This is a genomic window from Solidesulfovibrio magneticus RS-1, from assembly GCF_000010665.1.
Lineage (GTDB): Bacteria > Desulfobacterota > Desulfovibrionia > Desulfovibrionales > Desulfovibrionaceae > Solidesulfovibrio > Solidesulfovibrio magneticus.
Window position 1 is genome coordinate 4,840,805 of sequence record NC_012796.1, and the last position, 17,029, is coordinate 4,857,833.

The window sequence follows — 17,029 nt, forward strand, 5'->3', positions numbered from 1 at the left end:
CCTAGAGGCTGTCGATCATGGTCGCGTTGATGTAGCGATCCTGGAAGTCGCCGGAAATGGAACGAACCTCCAGCATGGCGGAATCACGGTCGTATTGTTTGACCAGCATGTTCTGCTTGCTGTCGAGATAATCGCCCATGGCCTTGACGATGGCGTCGTATTCCGCCTGGCCGGAATCGAACCGGAACTGGGCCTGTTGCACGGTGAGCTTTTGCAGCTCCATGGACGATTCGGCGAACTTCACTTCCGAGGTGGCGGCGCGCAGCTTGGCCAGGGCCTGCTGGAAGGTGCTCATCAGGGTAAACTCCTGATTGCGGCCTTCCACGCTCAGCTGGGTCATCTTCTTGTACTGGCGGCTGACGTCGCGTCCCTTGGTCCACCAGTCGAAGGGGAAATTGAGCGTCAGGTTGGGATACATGAACGGCAGGGTCGACGTGTCGTCCTTGTAGCTCGTGTTGTTGAGGGTGGACACCGAAGTGAAGCCAAACGAGAAGGTCGGCAGGAAATGGATGTAGGACAGGGCGATGTTCTTTTTCTGGAGCGCCTTCTCGTATTCGTGGATACGCAGGGCGAAAGAATGCTTTTTGAGCTTTTCGTCGGTGACGCCGGCCGGGTTGAAGTCTTCCAGCACCTGGCGGGGAGCGTCCTTGAGGGACAGTTCGATCTTCTGGACAAAGGGGATGCCCATGATGAACTTCATTTCGTCAAGCAGCACCGATTTGGTGGTGCGCATCTTCTCGGCTTCGGTGCGGGCCATGTTGATCTTGGTCTCGGCGATGCGCACGTCGAGCTGGGCGCCCTGTCCCAGGCCGGCCCGGGTCTTGACGTATTCCAGGTTCTTCTGGGCCAGCTCTTCCTTTTCCTTGGCCATGGCGATCATGGTCTCGACCATGCCAAGCTGGAGGTAGGTGACGCCCAGGCGCTTGAGGCCGCCGTCGATGACCTTAAGGTGGGACAGCACGGCGATGTTGGCCATTTCCTTCTTGGCCTGGACGTCAAAGGCGGTCAACAGCGGGTTCCAGGCCCCGGTGGAAAAGCTCAGATCGTATTTCTTGCGGTTGCGGTTGGCCGAGTTGCCGGCATAGACCGCATTGGAAGCGTTGATGGTATTGTACAGGTTCTGGGTCGGGTCGCTGGAGGGGTTGTCCAGGGCCGTGGCATAAGCCGTGGACGCGGCGGTGTTTTTATACTCCGGCAGACGCAGATAGAACGTCGTGCTCATGACGATGGTGGGGATGTACTGCGAGTAGGCATCTCCCACGTCCAGGCGCTTGGATTCGATCTCGATGGCGCTTTTGGTCAAAAGCGGCGACTGGGCCAGGGCCACGCGCACGCACTCGTCGAAATCGGCGGGCGAACGCAAGGTGGTGGAACCCAGGGCCAGGGCCCCTGCAGCCTTGGAAAAACTCGGCGCGGGATCGTCGGAGGCAGGCTCGGCGGGCTGCGAAGCAGCCTTGGCGACCGGAGCCGGAGCCGGCGTCGGCGCGGGCTGGGTCGTCGCCCCCTTGGTCTTGTCCTTGGTGTAGCGGTCACCGGGAGCGGCCATGGCCGGCATGGCCAGGCACAGCCCCAAAAGACAGGCAAGGGCCACGGTCAGAAGCCGTTTCCCCCCCAAAGGCGCGTTCCCCCCGGACGCCGCCATCCCCAGCCAACAGGTCAGTTTCCTGGCCATGCGCTCCTCCCCGTCGAGCGTTACCCGTTTAGATAGCCGTCCGTCAGGACGCATTTTCTCGTGCAATGTTCCGCAGTCATGGCGTCGTGGGTGACCACGACCATGGCCGTTCTCGCTTCTTCGGTGATCTTTGTAAAATACTCCAGTACACGGAGGCTGTTTTCCCGGTCAAGCTGTCCGGTGGGCTCGTCGGCCAAAATAAATTCCGGCTCGTTGACCAGAGCCCGGGCGATGGACACGCGCTGGCGCTCGCCGCCGGACAGCCGGTTGGACGGCTGGTGGACCCGGTGGTCAAGGTTGACCATACTTAGGGCCTCGCGGATCCGGTCTGGCCGCTCCCGACGGGGCACGCCAGCATAGATCAGCGGCAACTCCAGGTTTTCGTACACCGTGGAGTTTTCGAGCAGGTCACAAGTCTGAAAAACGAACCCGAGCATCTCCCGGCGAAAAATGGCCTGCTGGTCGCGGCTAAGGGACAGGACGTCCACGCCGGCCACTTGATATTCGCCGGTGCTTGGCGGTTGAAACAGTCCCAGCACGAACAGCAGCGTGGACTTGCCCGAGCCCGAAGGTCCCATAACCGCCACCATCTCGCCCCGGCGCACATGGAGATTGACGTCTTTTAAGACGGTGATCTGCCCGGCCGCCGTGACGTAGTTTTTCGTCAGGTGGTTGATGTCGATGACAAGGGCGTTGTCGTCGTTGATGTCGTAGCGGTTACTCATAGCGCATGGCGTCCACGACCTGCATCCGGCTGGCCCGGATGGAGGGATAAAGGCCCGCGCCGACGCCGAGAATCGCGGCGAATCCCAGGCCCATGAGCAGACAGAAGACGAAAAGCCCCTCGGGCGGACGCGAACCGAGCATCCGGCTCATGTATTCGATGCCCACGCGGCCAAGGATCACGCCGAAGACCGACGAGGACAGGGTGACGCACAGGGCCTCGAACAGGAACTGGTAGAGGATGTCGGAATCCAGCGCGCCCATGGCCTTTTTCAGGCCGATTTCCCGGGTCCGGCTGGTGACCGTGGCCATCATGATGTTCCAGATGCCGAATCCGCCGAGAATCATGGTGGCGACGATGGAGCTGTAGATGAAAAGCTCCACCCACCAGAAAATGCGCTGCACCTGTTTGAGCGGCTCCCAGGCCACGTTGACCCGCAGCCCCCGGTCGATCTGGTTGGCCTTGACCACGCCGGGCACGGCCTTGGCCACCGAGCCGACGTCGTCCCAGGTGGCGCAGCGCACATAGGCGCTGTAGGGCTGGGAGATGCCGACCACCCGGGCCTTGGCCGTGGTGATGGGCAAAAAGACAAAAAGCGCCCGGTCGCCGGCCCGCACGCCGCCGAGGATGCCGACCACGGTGTAGAGGTTGTCGTCAATGGACAACGTCTGGCCGATGCCCGCGTCCTCGCTGCCGAAAATCTGGCGGGCCAGATCGGCCCCGACCACGCACACCCGCGCCCCTTCCTCGATGTCGCGCTGGTCGAACAGCCGGCCGGCCTTGGCGTTAAACGAGAAGACCTTCCAGTAGTTGGCCTCGCAGCCGACCAGATTGAAGCCGAAGAGCCGGTCGTGCCAGGTGGTCACGGCACTGGTCTTGAGGGCCACGGTGGTGATGTCGAGCACCCCCGGAATGCGGGCGATGGCCTCCAGGGTGCGGTCGCGGAACCATTCCTGGCGTTCAAGGTTTTGGGGCTCGAACATGACGTTGATGATGGTCGCGCCGCCGAGCAGGTCGAGATCGTTGTTGAAATTCTTTTTGAGGTCGTTGCCCATGGTGATGATGACGATGAAACCCGCCATGCCCAGGGCAATGGAGGCAAGGACGCCGATATAGCGACGACGCTTGCGCATGACCTCGCGCACGCTGACGCGCACGAGGTCGTAATAGCGCATGGGACCAGCGCCGCGCCGACGAATGCTGTCAAGCTCGGCGACGGTGATTTTCTTACGTTTGCCTATGGCCATGCCGGATAGTTCCGCTGCGGACCCTTTGGATTTCGCCTAGCCGCCCTACAGGTAGGACAGCTTGCCCCGGGGCGCATCGCCGTTTTCCTCACCGGCGGCGGACTGCGGTTCCTCGTCCAGATCGCACTCCCGGATGCGGAATTCCTTGGCCAGCTTCTCCAGCACGGACAGCACGACGTCGAGCTGGCGGTCCTGGTGGGTGCTCATGTAGGCGGTGCGAATGAGCGCCTGGCCGCGCGGCACGGCCGGATACACGGCCGGCAGGGCGAATATCCCGGCCTCGAACAGGGCGCGGGAGAAGAAAAAGGCCTTTTCGTCCGAGCCGATGATGATGGGAATGATGGGGGAGGACGAGTTGCCGATGCGCAGGCCGATGTCACGGTAGGCCTGGCGCATGCGCCCCGTGACCTCGTGGAGCCGGTCCACGCGTTCGGGCTCCTTGGCCAGGATGTCCAGACAGGTGAGCACGGCCACGGTGTTGGCGGCCGGCAGGGCGGCGGAAAAGATCTGGGTGCGCGACTGGTAGCGCAGGTAGCGCAGCATGTCCTCGTCGTCGGAGGCGATGAACCCGCCGATGGAGGCCATGGACTTGCTGAAGGTGCCCATGATGAAATCGACCTTGTCCGTGATGCGGAAATGGTCGGCGCTGCCGCGTCCGCCCCGGCCGAACACGCCCAGGCCATGGGCGTCGTCGAGGTAGAAGACCACGTCGGGGTGGGCGTCCTTGATGGCCGCGATCTCGTCCAGGGGAGCCAGTTCGCCGGACATGCTGAACACGCCCTCGGTGACGAGGAACACGTCGCCGTCGGGGCGGGCGGCCTTGGCGTCCTCCACGCGCTTCAAAGCGTGGGCGGCGTCGTTGTGGGCGAAGGTGGCCAGACGGGCCTTGGTGTTTTTGACGCCCTCGAAGATGCTGGCATGGTTTTCCCGGTCGCACAGCACGGTGTCAGCCGGGGTGATGAGCACGCCCAAAGCGCCCAGGTTGGCGCTAAAGCCGGTGACGTGGACCACCACATGGCGCTTGCCCACGAAATCGGCCAAGCGCTCTTCGAGGTGGTGGTGCAGCACCATGTTGCCGCTTAAAAAGCGCGAGCCGCCGGGGCCGGTGCCCCAGTGGTAGACGGCCTGGGCCGAGGCGTCCATGACCCGGGGGTCGTGGCTCAGGCCCAGGTAGTCGTTGGAGCCGATCATGATGAGGCGCTTGCCGCCGACCTCGACCTCGGTGCCCCAGGTCTTGGCGATGGGGCGGAAATACGGATTGATGCCCTGGGCCGAAATCTGGGAATGCAGGGCATTGAAGTGCTCGCAGCGTTGGCGCAGTCTCATGGCGTTCGTTGATTCCTCGCGTGGTTAGGAAACGGCGGCGTCAAATATGGCTGGAATCGCCGGCCGCCGGGGCGGCCGAAGGGCCTTGCCGGTCCCCGAATATCGGTTGGGAACAACGGCCAATACGCCAAAGGCGAGGCCTTTGCAAGTCTGGGGGCCTCCGGGCCACCCGGAAAATAAACACGTGTTCACTTGGCCGCGGCCAGGGCCTCGCGGACCCGGGAGGCCAGCTGCCCAAGGAGCTTGCCGGCGGCCAGTTTGGCCCGACCGAGCTGGCCCGGACTCAAGCGGGTGAAGTAGATCTCGTCGTCCGGGGCGGCCAGTTCGAGGGAATAGTTGCGCAGCCACTGGCCGCGCTTCTTGCTCCACTCCAGATAGACCCAGTAGAACGTCGTGGCCCCGTCGGCGGCGCGGCAACGGGCCGCGCCCCAGGCGTAGGCCTCGCCGCCGCGCTCCACTTCCCGGTACTTGAGGAAATCGAAGTCTTCAAAGCGCAGCCCGTCGGCGGCGGTCATGCCCCGGGCGGCGATCTCCATGGCCTGGCGGTAGCCGTCCTTGGGAATGCCGGACAAGCCCAGGGCCGGATAGTGCCAGGCCCCGAACCACACGAGCAGGCCGACCCCGGCCAAGACCGCGCCGGCCAGGCCCCACAAGCCGAAGCGCAAAACACGGCGGGCGCTCACGGCTGGGCCTCCCCGACCGGCGGGCAGGCCCAGCCCATGCGCCAGCCGGCGGCTTCCAGACGTCTGGCCCGTTCCAGTTTCTCGGCGGCGCGCAGCTCGTCGTCCATGGCCCTGGCCCGGGTGGCCAGGTTTTTACGAACGGCCCGCACCAGGGAGTCTTCGGACACCAGGGACCCGGGCGCGGGCTTGTAAACGCCGGCGCGCAACTCGTCCAGGCGGACCTTGATCGCCTTGTCCGTGGCTTCCAGCACGTCGCGGTGGCGTTCCTTCATGATGGACGTGTTCTCGCCGTCGTTGACCAGACCGTTGTAAAAGGACTGGCGGGCAAAAAGCGTGGCCCCCTCGGGAGTCTTGAGAAAGCCCTTGTAGAGCGTGCCCCCCAGGGCGACCAGCAGCAGCAGGCGGATGATATTGTCGCGGGAAACCAGCGTTTTCATGACGCCCCCTCCCGCCGCCGCCAGATTTCGAGGTCCTTTTGGGGCGGTTCCACGGCGATGAAATAATGATGGTTGGGATCGTCGGTGCGGTTGCCGAAGGTCTCGTCCGGGAAAGGCACGGGCACGCGCTCGTAGTCGCGCTCAAAGTTCAGGCTGTCGGTGAATTCCCGGGTCCCGAACAGGAACCGGTCGCGGTTGACACGCACCACCCGCCGGCGCAGCACCCAGTCGGGTTTGACCCCCTCGGGGACGGGGCCTTGCAGGCCGCCCAGCACCCGCACCCCGGACAGGGCGAATTGCAGGGGCAGGTCGCCGTATTCGGCCACGATGGTCTGGCCGGGTTTGGCGTTGGCCGTAAAAAATCCCACAATGGCGGCGTTGACGTCGGGATAGCCGCAGACCAGTTCGGTGACGAACAGCTTGAGCGGAAAATTGTTGGAGGTGAGCATCCGGAAATCGTTTTGCCAGGGCCGGTTGACGATCTTGAGCCGCTCCATGGGATAAACGGCCAGCCAGTTGGTGGCGGCCAGCAGAAAAAAGAGCAGGACGGCCGAGAGCCTGGAGAAATTCCACAGCCGGCGCACGCAAAAGGCCAGCAAAAAGGCGCACAGCGGCAGCAGATGGGCGATGTAGCGGAAAAACCGCTGGGGAACCAGGCCCAGAAACAGCAGGCTGAACACGATGAGCACGGCGGCAAACAGCGCGAACCGTTCGGCCGGATCGGCCGGACGCTCGCCGCGCAGGGCAAACCGCCGCCAGCGCCAGACCAGATAGACCGACACCGGCAAGGGCAGGCAGAACATGCACAGGTCGGCGAAATAGAGCATGAGGTTTTCGGGCACGAGCAGCACGTCGAACATGCCGCTTTGGCTGCCGATGCGGTAGAGCAGGATGCCCGGGACCATGACCAGGGCGATGGTGGCAGCCACAAGCCAGCCCAGGCGCTTCCAGTGGAACTTCTCGGGATAGACCAAAAAGGCGGCGGCCAGGGCCGTTGGGGCGAAGCTCAAAAAGAGCAGGTAGTTGGCGTGAAAGAGTAGCGCCATGCCGGCGAACATGGCCAAAAGCGGCAGGGTCTTGCGTTGCCAGTCGGACAAAAAGGCGTCCAGGGTCCAAAGGACGAACAGCGTGCCCGGGGCGTAGTAGCGGGCCTGCCGGCCGATGAGCAGAAAGGGCACGCAGGTGGTGAGAAGGATGGCGGCCAAAAGGGCCAGATCGCGGTCGCCGAAGTGGCGGCGCGTGAGGCGATACAGCCAGTAGACGGCGACCAGGGCGGCCAAGGCGAAGGGCACGCGGCCGGCGGCGGCGTCCAAGCCGCCCACGGCAAAGCCGGCGGCCTGCAGGTAGATCTGCATCCAGGGCGACCAGCGCCAGAGATAGCCCCCGACCTTGTCGAATTCCCGCTCCTCTTCCTGGGAGACGACGTTTAGGCCGTCAAAGGAATAGGGCAGGCCGTGGACCAGGACGTTTTTGGCCAGACAGGCGGTCTCGGCCTCGTCCTGCCAGAAGGGGCGCTGGCCCAGGTTGTAAAATAGGAGAAAGGCGGCCAGGACCAGCACGGCGGCCAGTCCCCAATCCAAACGGCGGCCGGCCGCCTCGGGAGCGGCAGGCGGCGCGGCCGGGACCGGCCCGGCGGGCGTCGAGGTATGCGTCATGGCCCGCTCTCGGTACTGAAGGCGAGGTCGGATGTAAAGCCTCAGGCGTTCTCCCGCCCGGCCAGGATGCAGCGGTTCTTGCCGGCGGCCTTGGCCGCGTACAGCGCGCGGTCGGCGGCGGCGAAGAGGTCCTTTTCGGCGTCCATGGCCGGGTCCGCCTCGGCCGCGCCCAGGCTCACCGTCACCCGGGCCGCCCCCAGGCCGTCCGGCAGCGGAATGTCCAGGGCGGCCACGGCCCGGCGCAGCCGCTCGGCCGCCGTCAGGGCCGACACGCCGTCAGTGGCCGGCAGGATCACGGCAAACTCCTCGCCCCCCACCCGGTAGGCGCCGTCGATGTCGCGCAGGCCGGCCCGAAGCGCCCCGGCCACGGCCCGCAGCACGTCGTCGCCCAGGCCATGGCCGAAGCGGTCGTTGACGTGCTTGAAATCGTCAATGTCCAGGATGAGCAGCGTAAACGGCTCGCCTTGACGCCGCAGACGGGCCATTTCGACGCCAAGGCGCGTCACGAAGCAGCCTCGGTTTTCCAGGCCCGTCAGCGCGTCATGGTCGGCCCGCCGGACGAGTTCCTCCTCGGCCAGACGCAACTGTTCCACGGTTTCGGCCATGGCGTCGCGCTCCCGGGCCAGCTTGGCCATGGCCTCGCCCAGGTGCTCGCTTTTATCCTGCAGCGCCTCGGACAGGTCGGCCAGACGCCGGCCAAGGACGCCGATCTCGTCGTCGCCAAAACGCGGCGGCAGCAGGCAGGCCTCCCGTCCGCCCAGGGAGTCGGCGAAATCGGCCAACACCCGCAGCCGCTTGACGAACACCAGGCGACACAAGACCGCCGCCGCCGCCACGGCCAGGGCCACGGCCCCGGCCGAGACGCCGGCGGCCAGCAGCGCCCGGGACCGGGCCGCTTCCTGGGCGTCGCGCGCGGCCATGCCCACGAACATGACGCCGTACGGGTCGCGGCCGTCACGCTCCAGGGACAAGGTTTTATAGGCGTACAGCGTTTCCACGCCGTCCGGGTTGGCGGCCATGAACACTCCCGAGGACTGGCCCCAGGCGAACTGGCCGGAAAACAGCGCGTCGAACCGATCGCCGGGGCGCAGGGACGGGCTTGGCGGATACCGGGTCAACAACACGCCCTGACGGTCAAAAAACGCCAGAAAGGCCCCGGGCGGCATGCCGCAACGGTGAAACAGCGACTGATACCAATCCAGGCCCACGGCCACGCCCAACACCCCCGACGGCGTGCCCGAGGCGTCCAGCAGGGAATGGGCGAAATGGATGGACGGCTTGGCCGTGATCTGGCCGACGACATATTCGCCCATGGCGAAGTCCCCCCGCCGCAGGGCCTCGATGAAATACCGCCGCCCGCCCACCCGGGTTCCGGCAAAGGGCTTGACCAGCGAGAACCGCATCTCGCCGCTGACGTCGCTGGCATGGATGTTGTCGGCGAAGGGCAGAGCCTCGGCCAGCCGGGCCAGCACGGCGTCGGCCGCCTCGGGAGGGCCGTCGCGCAGCGCCGGGTCGGACGCGGCGGCTTCCAGCGTTTGCCGCACTTGGGCGGCCATGGCGTCCTGGACGGCGGCCGCCTGATAGGCGGCGCGCTCAAGCAGGCTGCGCCCCTGGGCCAGGGCATCGTCAAACATGGCGAGGGCCAGCCAGTGCTCCACGGCGACGAGGGGTCCAATGGCGACGAGGAAGACGGCCATGAACCGAAAATAGATTGTTTTGTAAAACGGGATCGTCCGCATGAAGAGCCGTCTCGATACGTCCTGCGCCGCACAGGGCGGCAAATGTCGATAAAATTTGCCCCGTCTACACGACGGCGTTGCGTTTTACAAGCCGGATTCCAGCCTGTATCAGTAAACAAAAGTTATCTTTGCTACACTAATTCCATTGTAATCATTTCCACATCACCGCCAACACGATTCGTCCTTCGGCTTGGGCGCTCCGTCACGCCTGCCGACCGGACGGCGCAGGAAAACAAGGGCGCTCCCCAGGCATCAGGGCCGCAATGGTTGACAGCACCCCCGTTTTCAGGATTAGTTCCCCGTTTGGCCGCGAACTCTCCCTTGCGCGGCGCATTCCGCCGGCCCGCCCGCGATCCGGCGACCCCCCTGGAGCGAACGCCCATGATGAACGGAAAAAAAGTGGTGGTGGTCATGCCCGCCTACAACGCGGCCTCCACCCTGGAACGCACCTATGCCGAAGTCCCCAAGGACATCGTGGACGAGGTCATCCTCGTCGACGACTGCAGCCGGGACGACACCATCAAGCAGGCCCAGCGCCTGGGACTGCGCTGCTTCCGCCATGAGCGCAACTGGGGCTACGGCCGCAACCAGAAGACCTGCTACGCCGAGGCCTTAAAGACCGGCGCGGACGTGGTCATCATGGTGCACCCCGACTACCAGTATACGCCCAAAATCATCCCGGCCATGGCCAACCTGTGCACCTGCGGCGAATACGACGTGGCCATCGCCTCGCGCATTCTCGGCGGCACGGCCCTGCGCGGCGGCATGCCGGTCTACAAGTACGTGGCCAACCGCTTCCTGACCCTGTCCCAGAACCTGCTCATGTCGGCCAAGCTGTCGGAGTACCACACCGGCTACCGGGCCTTCACCCGCGAGGTGCTGGAAGCCCTGCCGCTGTGGGAAAATTCCGACGACTTCGTCTTCGACAACCAGATGCTGGCCCAGTCCGTGTACTTCGGCTTCCGCATTGGCGAAGTATCCTGCCCCACCAAGTACTTCGACGAAGCCTCGTCCATCAATTTCCGCCGCAGCTGCACCTACGGCATCGGCGTCCTGCAGACGTCCATGCAGTTCCGGCTGCAAAAGCTCGGCTACAAGCAGTATTCGATCTTCGACAAGAACGGCCGTGGGTTGTCTAACGCCAATCCGCAGTACTATTCGGACGAGACGCCGGGCTGCACGCCGGCCAGCTAAATTCCGGCCCGGCCAGCCCTTCCAGGGTTGTCCCCCGCACGTCAAAGGTCCGCCGCAGCCAGCCGGCAAAGCGGCGGACCTTGGCGATAAACGCCTCCACCGCCGCTTTGTCCGGGAAGTGCGGACTCGCCCCCGGCAACAGTTCCGAGGAATGCCAGAAAAGCGTGAGCGCCCGCCCGCCCCGCCAGGCGTGGGCCAGGGCGGCCAGCCGCATGGTGGCCTCGGGCATCCAGACCGGATTGACCCCCAGCGTCAGGGTTTTCATGAAGCCGCCAAGCACGGCGTCGTGCCGGGACGGGAAGGCCTCGGCCAGCCTTTTGGCCAGACGGGGCGTGCCCGGAACCAGCGGCAGCTGGGTGGTCGGCGCTTCGAGCAGCCGGCCCGCGCCGCTTCCGTCCGGCCCCTCAAGACGCAGCCAGTAGGGATCGGCCGGGGCCAGGAAATGGTCCGGCCCGCCCGGCACGTGGCGCAAGGGGGCCACGCTGGAATCCACGGTGAAGCCGACCTCGGGCAACACGGCCATGGCCCGGCGAAAAAGGTTCCAGCGGCCCATACGGAACGATCGGGCCGGAGAACCGGTGAAATCGGCCACGGCCGCCTGAAGATTTTGGAGTTTGTCCCTAAAGACCGCCACCGGCATGACCGAAGTGCTCACAGGTTCCGGCCAGGGCATGTCCGGGAAGGGCGGCGTGTTCCAGGGGTGCAGGTGGGCACCGAGTTCCCCGCCGACCCGGGACAGGACCCCGGCCAGCACCTCAAGGCTCGGGCCGTGACGCAGCACCGGGTAGTCGCACAGAAGCGTCAGCGGCAGCCCGAACTCGGCCGGCAGGAACTCCAGGCGGCGAAGCTCCGGGATGTTGGACAGCCCTGCCCCTTCCCGGGGATAGCTCCCGGAAAACAGGCCCTCTTCCTCCACATCCAGGCTGACCACCACGGCAAGCGGTTTTTTCCCCACGACGTCCCTCCGGGGCGCGCCGGCCAAGCGATATCCAGGCACGGCTTTTGCTTACGTTCAATGTCGCTACGAGGCCGACACAGTGCTTGACATGCCTCGCCCAGGACTATTTTTATCCCTATGGCCTTACAAACTTCCCCGACCGACGCCGGTCCGGCTCCCGCCCGCCGCATCTCCCTGGCCGCCCTCGAACCAGGCATGGTCCTAGAAGAAGACGTGGTGCGCGACGACGGGGCCCTGCTCGTGCCGCGCGGCACCGTGCTTACCGAGCGCCTCATCAGTCTGCTCCACGCCTGGCCGGTGCGCCACCAGACGACCTGCGTCCTGGCCCAGGGCCAGGGCACAGGCCCCCAGCCGCCCTGCCAGCCCGAAGCCGAGTCCCTGGACCTGACGGCGGCAGCCGCCGCCCTGGAGCCGCGCTTCGTCCACTGCGATCTGGAAGAACTAGGCCAGGCGGCGCTTTTTGCCCAGTCCCTGCCCCGGGCGGCCCGGCTGCTGCGGGCCAGGGGGCCGCATTGCCTGGACCTGCCCGGCCCCGTGGCCCCCGAAGCCCTGCCGCCGGCTCCCACCTCCCCGCCGCCGGGGCCCATGGCCATCATCGAGGCCGATCCCAAGCTCACCTCGCTGCCCGACGTCTTCGTGCGCATCAGCGAGGCCTTAAACGATCCCAACAGCACGGCCAAGGAAGCGGCCGAGGCCATCGGCAAGGACACCAGCCTGTCGGCCAAGCTGCTGCAACTTGTCAACAGCGCTTTTTACGGCTTTCCGGTAAAGGTCGACACCCTGTCCCGGGCCGTCACCATCGTGGGCAGCCGCCAGCTCACCACCCTGGCCCTGGGCATCTCGGTCATCGGTCTGTTCAAGGACCTGCCCGAAGGGCTTGTCAACATGCGCGATTTCTGGAAGCACAGCATCGGCTGCGGCGTCATCGCCTCCAATCTGGCCCAGGCCGGAACGAACGGAACCGGGGGAACGGTGGAGGTGGAACGGCTGTTCGTGGCCGGCCTGCTCCACGACGTGGGCCGGCTGGTGCTCTACCGTAACCTGCCCCGGCACACAGCCCATGTGCTGGCCATGGCCCGCGACGAAGGCATCCTTTTGCGCCAGGCCGAGCGGGCCATGCTGGGCTTTGACCACGCCACCCTGGGCGGCATGTTGCTGCGGCGCTGGCGTTTCCCGGAAAACCTGGAACAGGCCGTGCGCGGCCATCACGGCGGCCAGGTCGCCATGGGCCGGACGCTGCCGGCCATGATCCATCTGGCCGACGCGGCGGCCGGCTCCCTGTGCATCGGCTCCAGCGGCGAGGTTTACGCGCCGCCGCTGTCCCCGGCGGCCTGGACCACCGTCGGGCTGACGCCCGAGGCCCTGGCCCAGGCCCTGGCCGTGGCCGAGGGCCAGGCGGCCGAAATCATCACGCTGTTTTTGGCCGAGGAAGCCTAGGGGCGGAGCTTTTCGGGCATCCGCCGCCCGGCAGGGGGCAGCCCCCGCACGCACGACAAGGCCGGCTCCACGGAAACGGGAGCCGGCCGGTCTTTTTCCATGAATGCTGGACTGGCGACCGCCTAGACGATGGTGGATTTGCCGTCGCGCAGCTTGCCGACCAGAAAGCCGATGGCGATGCCGAGGATGCAGCTGCCGATGCAGCTGATGCCGAAGATGGCCACCAGATCGTTGACGTCGCCGATGATCTTGCGGCCAAACAGGATGTGGAAAAACCCGTAACAGATCCAGATGATCATGCCGGCGTGAAAGCCGAAGAACAGCCCGTCCATCATCCGGTCGTGGACCTCGACGGACTCGATGTACTTGTAGCAGATAATCTGGGCCACCACGCCAAACAGGGTGATGGACCCGAACGAGGCCAGTAGCTGGATGGCCATGGCCACCATGGTGGCGTGCCAGGGGTCGCCCTTGCGCAGGGAGACGATGATCCCGGGCATGAGGCCAAGCAGCCACAGGCCGATGATGCCAAGCCCCTGATGGTGTCGCAGGGCCTTTTTCCAGATCGCATCCAAACGCTCTCGCATGGTCCGCCTCGTGTAAAAACGGCCGCTCGGGCCGGCCTGCCCCGCCGGATAGGGCGGGGCACAAACAAAAAGCACGCCGGCCGCGTTGTCAAGCGGCGTGGAAAACGTCATACTGGCTGCAAGCGTGGGAGGCAATGCGTTTTGCACAAACCGGCCCTCCCTCCCCCGCGCCCGGACACCCATGGAAAACGCTCCCGACGACGTGCGGACCGATGCCCGGCCGCCGCGCATCCTTATCGTCGACGACGAAACGATCAACGTCGAAACCCTGGCCTGGATGCTTAAGGAAGCCGGGTTCACGCCGCTACGCGCCGCGTCAGGGCCGGCCGGACGGCGCATGGCCGCCGACGAACAGCCCGAGCTCATCATCCTCGACATCATGATGCCCGGCGAATCCGGTTTCGAGACCTGCGCCAAGCTCACCGCCGACCCGGCCACCACCGACATCCCCATCATCTTCATCTCGGGCCTCGACGACGTGGAAAACAAGGTCCGAGGGCTCAAGCTCGGGGCCGTGGACTACATCACCAAGCCCTTCGCCCGGGAGGAAGTCCTGGCCCGGGTCAAGATCCACATCCGCCTGCGCCGGGGGCTGCGCGCCCTTCTGGCCGAACAGGCGGCCAAGCTGGCCCAGATCCGCGACGCCCAGCAAGCCATCCTCGTGTGCCCGGACGACATCCCCGAAGCCCGCTTCGCCGTGCGCTACGTGCCGGCCCTGGAAGCCGGCGGCGACTTCTACGACGTCTTTCCCTGGAGCGAGACGGTCATGGTCTATTTCGTGGCCGACATCTCGGGCCACGACCTGGGCGCATCGTTTGTCACCTCCTCGCTCAAGGCCCTGGTGCGCCAAAACGCCAACCCGCTCTACACCCCCGTCGAGACGCTCAAGAATATGAACAGCGTGCTCACGTCGTTTCTGCGCGACGGGATGCACCTCACCGCCAGCCTGATATTCCTCAACCGGACCCGTTCCCGCCTGACCCTGGTCAGCGCCGGCCACCCCGCAGCCATCAAGGTCGGCCCGGATGGCACGGTCGAGACCCTGGCCTGCGAAGGCGACGTGCTGGGCGTGTTCGAGTCCGTCCAGTGCGGCCAGATCGAGTGCGCGGTCTCCCCCGGCGACCGGCTCTACCTCTACACCGACGGCCTCATCGAACGCTTCGGCCCCAGCTCCCGGGGCCGGGAGCAGGGCATAGCCGCCCTGCAGGACGCCTGCCGACAGGCCGCTGTCCTGCCCCTGGCCGAGGCCGTGGCGGCCGTAAGCGCCGCCCTTTTGCCCGAAGCCGGCCCGGTCCAGGACGATGTGGTCCTCATGGGCATCGAGGTCTGACGGCCATGTTCGAGGCCCAAACTTCTCCTGACGGCCGCGCCCTGCGCTTTTCCGCCACGTTGGCCATGCTCGACCGGGCCGTGGACGAGGCCGTGGCTTTTTTGGCCTCCCGGCAGGCCCAGGGCAGCCTTTTCGACGTCAAGCTGCTGCTGCGCGAAGCGCTTTTAAACGCCGTGCTCCACGGCAGCCGGTCCGATCCTCTGCGCCAGGTGACCCTGACCCTGGGCTGCGCCGATGGGCAGCTCACCGCCGTGGTCGCCGACCAGGGGCCGGGCTTTGACTGGCGCGCCGCCGCCGACGATCCGCCCTCGCCCGACGCCGAAAGCGGCCGGGGACTGACCATCATGACCCTTTACGCCGACGACGTGCGCTATAACGCCGCCGGCAACCAGGTGACCCTCGTCAAGGCCGTGCCGGGCCTGACGGGTCCCGCATCCGCCCCGGAAGCCCCCGGGGACGACACCGACCGGAGCCCTGCCATGTACGACATCCGCACCATAGACGGCCGCACCGTTCTCACCCCGGCCGGCGACATCGTGGCCTCGGCCGCCGACGGGCTGCGAAACGCCGTCAAGGACCTGCTGCCGGGCCTCGACGGCCCCTTCGCCATGGACCTCTCCAAGGTGGAGCTCATTGATTCCGTGGGCATCGGCCTACTCATCGCCGTCCACAACTCCCTGTCCAAAAAAGGCGGCCGTCTGGCCCTGGACCACGTCAGCCCGGACCTGGCGGCGCTACTTCGCACCATGCGCCTGGACAAGCATTTCTCCATCCAACCGGCCTGATCGCCAAGGAACTGCCATGGACCAGCTGGACGACGAAATCCTGGTCATGTTCATCGAGGACTCCCGGGAGCATCTCGGGAACATCGAGACGGCGCTCATGGACATGGAGCGCCACGGGGCCGACATCGACGAGGAGCTGGTCAACACGGTGTTCCGGGCCGCCCATTCCATCAAGGGCGGAGCCGGCTTTTTAAACTTGGCCAACATCCGGGAGCTGGCCCACCGCCTGGAAAACCTCCTGCACATGATCCGCAGCCGCGAACTGGCCCCGGACACCCGGATCATCAACCAGCTCCTGACCGGCTTCGACCGCCTGCTGGCCCTGGTGGAGCTGGGTCCCCAAAGCGACGCCGAGGACATCGGCGAACTGCTGGCCGCCCTGTCCGGGGTGGCCGAGGAGCATTTCACCACCGAGCAACGCGCCCAGGCCGCGGCCAAGGCCATCATTGCCCTGCCCGGCAGCGCGGCTGCCTTCGAGGCCGACGAACTGAGCCTGCGCCAGGCGGTGCATGGCGGCAAAAACCTCTATCTCGTGGAGTACGACCTTATCCACGACGTCCAGGCTCGGGGCAAAACACCCCTTGACGTCATCACCACCATGGAGTCGAGCGGGCTTATCGTGGACTGCCGCATGGAACTCGCGGCCGTGGGCGACCTCGACGCGCCGCCGGTCAACCGCATCCCCTTTTACGTGCTCTACGCCAGCATCGTCGAACCCGACATCGTGGGCTACCTGTTCGCCCTGGACGTCAGCCGCATCCACCCTGTGGATCTGGACGCCCTGCTGCCGCCGGCCGCCGCCGCGGTCCCGGACGCCCCCGCCCTGGCCCCGGCCCGGGAATTTGGCCCCTGGCTGCTGACCGACGGCCGGCAGGCCGCCGAGGTGCGCCTGGCCCCGGGACAGCTCCCGGAGGCCGCCGCCGCCCGGGAGGCCCTGCTCGCCGCCCTGGCCGCCGGGCGCGACACGCTGCTCGTGTGGCCCCAGGCCCCGGCTTGCGATCTGGCCCTGCTGCAAGTCCTGATCGCCGCCGTGCGCAGCTTCGCCGCCCGGGGCCTGGCCCTGTCCCATGGCGACGCCCCGCCTCCGGCCCTGGCCGAAACCGTCCGACGGGCCGGCCTCGTCCCGCAGGATCTGGCCGACGCCGGACTGCCCGGCGAGCTGTTCGCCACGTCGTTCCAGTAACCACAGGCTGCCCGGCATGGCCGCATAACACGCCTTTGACTGCCTTCGCCGCCTCTGGCGCGCCGGAAACAA

General features: G+C 65.9%; 15 protein-coding genes. 5 read left to right on the forward strand and 10 right to left on the reverse strand.

Annotated features, from left to right (window positions below; all coding sequences use genetic code 11):
• Position 1 precedes the first annotated feature (1 nt).
• From DMR_RS20160 to DMR_RS20195, 8 genes are all read right to left on the reverse strand, one after another.
• Complete coding sequence (locus DMR_RS20160) at positions 2–1,591, reverse strand: TolC family protein (RefSeq protein ID WP_232502841.1); 1,590 nt, start codon at positions 1,589–1,591, stop codon at positions 2–4.
• 101 nt (positions 1,592–1,692) lie between these two features.
• Positions 1,693–2,397, reverse strand: coding sequence for an ABC transporter ATP-binding protein (locus tag DMR_RS20165; RefSeq protein WP_015862896.1), 705 nt, complete (start codon positions 2,395–2,397; stop codon positions 1,693–1,695).
• The gene (locus DMR_RS20170; protein WP_015862897.1) at positions 2,390–3,643 is read right to left on the reverse strand and encodes an ABC transporter permease; all 1,254 of its coding nucleotides are present in this window, start codon (positions 3,641–3,643) and stop codon (positions 2,390–2,392) included. The genes DMR_RS20165 and DMR_RS20170 overlap by 8 nt, the downstream gene beginning before the upstream one ends.
• Before the next feature lie 45 nt (positions 3,644–3,688).
• A complete protein-coding gene (locus DMR_RS20175; RefSeq protein WP_015862898.1) occupies positions 3,689–4,969 on the reverse strand; it encodes an aminotransferase class I/II-fold pyridoxal phosphate-dependent enzyme in 1,281 nt (426 codons plus the stop codon).
• A gap of 188 nt (positions 4,970–5,157) precedes the next feature.
• Positions 5,158–5,652, reverse strand: a complete 495-nt coding sequence (locus DMR_RS20180) for a hypothetical protein (protein WP_015862899.1) — start codon at positions 5,650–5,652, stop codon at positions 5,158–5,160.
• Complete coding sequence (locus DMR_RS20185; protein WP_015862900.1) at positions 5,649–6,089, reverse strand: hypothetical protein; 441 nt, start codon at positions 6,087–6,089, stop codon at positions 5,649–5,651. The genes DMR_RS20180 and DMR_RS20185 overlap by 4 nt, the downstream gene beginning before the upstream one ends.
• Positions 6,086–7,744 (reverse strand): ArnT family glycosyltransferase, encoded by a 1,659-nt coding sequence (locus tag DMR_RS20190; RefSeq protein ID WP_015862901.1) that lies wholly within the window; start codon positions 7,742–7,744, stop codon positions 6,086–6,088. The genes DMR_RS20185 and DMR_RS20190 overlap by 4 nt, the downstream gene beginning before the upstream one ends.
• A 41-nt stretch (positions 7,745–7,785) precedes the next feature.
• A complete protein-coding gene (locus DMR_RS20195; protein ID WP_015862902.1) occupies positions 7,786–9,483 on the reverse strand; it encodes a sensor domain-containing diguanylate cyclase in 1,698 nt (565 codons plus the stop codon).
• 381 nt (positions 9,484–9,864) lie between these two features.
• On the opposite strand from DMR_RS20195, the gene DMR_RS20200 reads away from it, so the two are divergent.
• A complete protein-coding gene (locus DMR_RS20200; RefSeq protein ID WP_015862903.1) occupies positions 9,865–10,677 on the forward strand; it encodes a glycosyltransferase family 2 protein in 813 nt (270 codons plus the stop codon).
• On the opposite strand, the gene DMR_RS20205 is transcribed toward DMR_RS20200, so the two are convergent.
• Positions 10,619–11,632 carry a polysaccharide deacetylase family protein gene (locus tag DMR_RS20205; protein ID WP_043601245.1) on the reverse strand — a complete coding sequence of 338 codons (1,014 nt, stop codon included), beginning with the start codon at positions 11,630–11,632 and terminating at the stop codon, positions 10,619–10,621. The genes DMR_RS20200 and DMR_RS20205 overlap by 59 nt on opposite strands.
• A gap of 120 nt (positions 11,633–11,752) precedes the next feature.
• Here DMR_RS20205 and DMR_RS20210 point away from each other — a divergent pair, with 120 nt between their 5' ends.
• The gene (locus DMR_RS20210) at positions 11,753–13,072 is read left to right on the forward strand and encodes an HDOD domain-containing protein (RefSeq protein WP_015862905.1); all 1,320 of its coding nucleotides are present in this window, start codon (positions 11,753–11,755) and stop codon (positions 13,070–13,072) included.
• A 122-nt stretch (positions 13,073–13,194) separates the two neighbouring features.
• Here the strand turns inward: DMR_RS20210 and DMR_RS20215 are convergent, their stop codons facing one another.
• Positions 13,195–13,659 (reverse strand): hypothetical protein, encoded by a 465-nt coding sequence (locus tag DMR_RS20215; protein ID WP_052279075.1) that lies wholly within the window; start codon positions 13,657–13,659, stop codon positions 13,195–13,197.
• A 181-nt stretch (positions 13,660–13,840) separates the two neighbouring features.
• Here DMR_RS20215 and DMR_RS20220 point away from each other — a divergent pair, with 181 nt between their 5' ends.
• From DMR_RS20220 to DMR_RS20230, 3 genes are read left to right on the forward strand one after another with little or no spacing between them, the layout of a single operon-like run.
• Complete coding sequence (locus tag DMR_RS20220) at positions 13,841–14,989, forward strand: PP2C family protein-serine/threonine phosphatase (RefSeq protein WP_015862907.1); 1,149 nt, start codon at positions 13,841–13,843, stop codon at positions 14,987–14,989.
• Positions 14,990–14,994: 5 nt separating this feature from the next.
• Complete coding sequence (locus tag DMR_RS20225; RefSeq protein WP_015862908.1) at positions 14,995–15,774, forward strand: ATP-binding protein; 780 nt, start codon at positions 14,995–14,997, stop codon at positions 15,772–15,774.
• Between the two features lie 16 nt (positions 15,775–15,790).
• Entirely contained in the window at positions 15,791–16,957 is a 1,167-nt protein-coding gene (locus tag DMR_RS20230; protein ID WP_015862909.1) for an Hpt domain-containing protein, read from the forward strand.
• The last annotated feature ends 72 nt before the right edge of the window (positions 16,958–17,029 follow it).

Coding starts and splice junctions, on each gene's coding strand:
- DMR_RS20165 (WP_015862896.1), bottom strand. CDS start 2,397: ATGAGTAACCGCTACGACATCAACGACGACAACGCCCTTGTCATCGAC.
- DMR_RS20170 (WP_015862897.1), bottom strand. CDS start 3,643: ATGGCCATAGGCAAACGTAAGAAAATCACCGTCGCCGAGCTTGACAGC.
- DMR_RS20175 (WP_015862898.1), bottom strand. CDS start 4,969: ATGAGACTGCGCCAACGCTGCGAGCACTTCAATGCCCTGCATTCCCAG.
- DMR_RS20185 (WP_015862900.1), bottom strand. CDS start 6,089: ATGAAAACGCTGGTTTCCCGCGACAATATCATCCGCCTGCTGCTGCTG.
- DMR_RS20190 (WP_015862901.1), bottom strand. CDS start 7,744: ATGACGCATACCTCGACGCCCGCCGGGCCGGTCCCGGCCGCGCCGCCT.
- DMR_RS20195 (WP_015862902.1), bottom strand. CDS start 9,483: ATGCGGACGATCCCGTTTTACAAAACAATCTATTTTCGGTTCATGGCC.
- DMR_RS20200 (WP_015862903.1), top strand. CDS start 9,865: ATGATGAACGGAAAAAAAGTGGTGGTGGTCATGCCCGCCTACAACGCG.
- DMR_RS20210 (WP_015862905.1), top strand. CDS start 11,753: ATGGCCTTACAAACTTCCCCGACCGACGCCGGTCCGGCTCCCGCCCGC.
- DMR_RS20215 (WP_052279075.1), bottom strand. CDS start 13,659: ATGCGAGAGCGTTTGGATGCGATCTGGAAAAAGGCCCTGCGACACCAT.
- DMR_RS20220 (WP_015862907.1), top strand. CDS start 13,841: ATGGAAAACGCTCCCGACGACGTGCGGACCGATGCCCGGCCGCCGCGC.
- DMR_RS20225 (WP_015862908.1), top strand. CDS start 14,995: ATGTTCGAGGCCCAAACTTCTCCTGACGGCCGCGCCCTGCGCTTTTCC.
- DMR_RS20230 (WP_015862909.1), top strand. CDS start 15,791: ATGGACCAGCTGGACGACGAAATCCTGGTCATGTTCATCGAGGACTCC.